The sequence below is a fragment of the Metasolibacillus sp. genome (assembly GCF_025291715.1).
Classification (GTDB): domain Bacteria; phylum Bacillota; class Bacilli; order Bacillales_A; family Planococcaceae; genus Metasolibacillus; species Metasolibacillus louembei.
In genome coordinates this window covers 1-1,890 of record NZ_JAMBIZ010000061.1, presented here as the reverse complement: position 1 = coordinate 1,890, position 1,890 = coordinate 1, and the positions used below count along the sequence as shown (strand labels likewise).

Sequence of the window (1,890 nt, the reverse complement as noted above, 5' to 3'; positions counted from 1 at the left end):
TGTGCGCCCAGCATGCGCATGAACTATAGGGTGCAAGTCCCGAACCCCGAAGACAGAAGTAGAGGTTAGCCAAGAGCAAGGGTGTCCGTGGCGACGCGGAATCTGAAGGAAGCTGGAGGCAAAACACCGGTCCGAGGAACACGAATCTCATACAAGGCTAGATATGATTGGATGAATCTGCATAACAAGATAAAGTCCCTTCTGTCGAAGGTCATATCAAGTAAATGAGGCGGATAGATGGTGTGAAAGTGCATGCGCTTACCTGGGGAGGTCTGACAGAAACGTGAAGTACCCTTCATAACCTACTTGGTGACAAGTAGCTGAACTGTCAGAAGTCAGCAGAGGTCATAGTACAAGTAAGTCTAGAATTACTTGGAAGGACTGAACAATTAAGAGAGAATAGCCCTTGGCTTTCCGACTTGGACGAATGAACACAGAAAACAGAGAAACCTCACGCTTAGAAAGTAGTGGTGAATCCCACGAGGGTATTTGCGGAGGGTGCAGTCCAGTTGGGCAAAAGAAGAACAGCTATTCACGGAAAGGAACGAAATGGTGATGTTGAATCAAATCTTGGAACGGCAAAACATGATACAAGCATTAAAGCGAGTGGAAGCGAATAAAGGAAGCCACGGAGTAGACATGATGCCCGTACAAACCTTACGACAGCACATCCTCGAAAATTGGGAAACCATAAAATCGCAGATTTTGAATGGTACCTATGAACCGCAACCAGTCCGTCGTGTCGAAATCCCGAAACCAGATGGTGGTGTGCGTCTCTTAGGAATACCAACCGTAACAGACCGTTTGATTCAACAAGCCATCTCGCAGATTTTATCAAAAGAATATGACAGCACATTTTCTGAACACAGTTATGGCTTCCGTCCAAATCGGAGTGCACATGATGCGGTCAGAAAAGCGAAAGGCTATTTAAAAGAGGGATATCGATGGGTGATTGATATGGATTTAGAGAAATTCTTCGATAAGGTCAATCATGACCGACTAATGGCAACATTAGCGAAACGAATTTCAGATAAATCACTGTTAAAACTAATCCGTAAATATCTCCAAGCGGGTGTCATGATGAATGGAGTAATCTCAAATACAGAAGAAGGGACACCACAAGGTGGTCCTGTAAGTCCTCTACTTTCTAATATCGTCTTAGACGAACTCGATAAAGAGTTAGAGAAACGTGGACATCAATTTGTTCGATACGCGGATGACTGCAATATTTATGTGAAAACGGAACGAGCTGGATTACGAGTTATGGCAAGTGTACAGCGATTCATCGAAGGTAAACTTCGTTTAAAAGTAAATGAAAAGAAATCAGCGGTAGACCGTCCATGGAAGCGAAAATTCCTAGGCTTTAGTTTTACGATTCATAAAGAACCGAAAGTTCGCATGGCAAAATCAAGCCTCGTTCGAATGAAGAAGAAAATAAGAGAAATTACCTCAAGAAAGATGCCTTATCCCATCGAATACAGAGTCGAAAAGTTAAATCAATACCTGATAGGCTGGTGTGGATACTTCGCTTTAGCGGATACACATTCAATATTTAAAGTACTAGATGGATGGATTAAACGAAGATTACGTATGTGTCTATGGAAGAATTGGAAGAAACCTCGAACAAGAGTCAGAAATCTCATTCGTCTAAAAGTGCCTTATGGGAAAGCATACGAATGGGGGAATACCCGAAAAGGGTACTGGCGCATTTCAAAAAGCCCTATATTACACAGAACCCTCGGCAATTCCTTTTGGGAAAGCCAAGGGCTGAAAAGTCTGCAAGTTCGTTATGAAACTTTGCGTTACTCATCTTAATTGAACCGCCGTATACGGATCCGTACGTACGGTGGTGTGAGAGGACGGGAGTTAATCGCTCCCTCCTACTCTATT

The 1,890-nt window shown here is 43.2% G+C and carries 1 protein-coding gene; it reads left to right on the top strand.

Features of this window, described 5'->3' with window-relative positions; translation table 11 throughout:
* Window positions 1-552 precede the first annotated feature (552 nt).
* Window positions 553-1,815, top strand: coding sequence for a group II intron reverse transcriptase/maturase (ltrA, locus tag M3Z76_RS19580; protein WP_295657544.1), 1,263 nt, complete (start codon window positions 553-555; stop codon window positions 1,813-1,815).
* Window positions 1,816-1,890 lie beyond the last annotated feature (75 nt).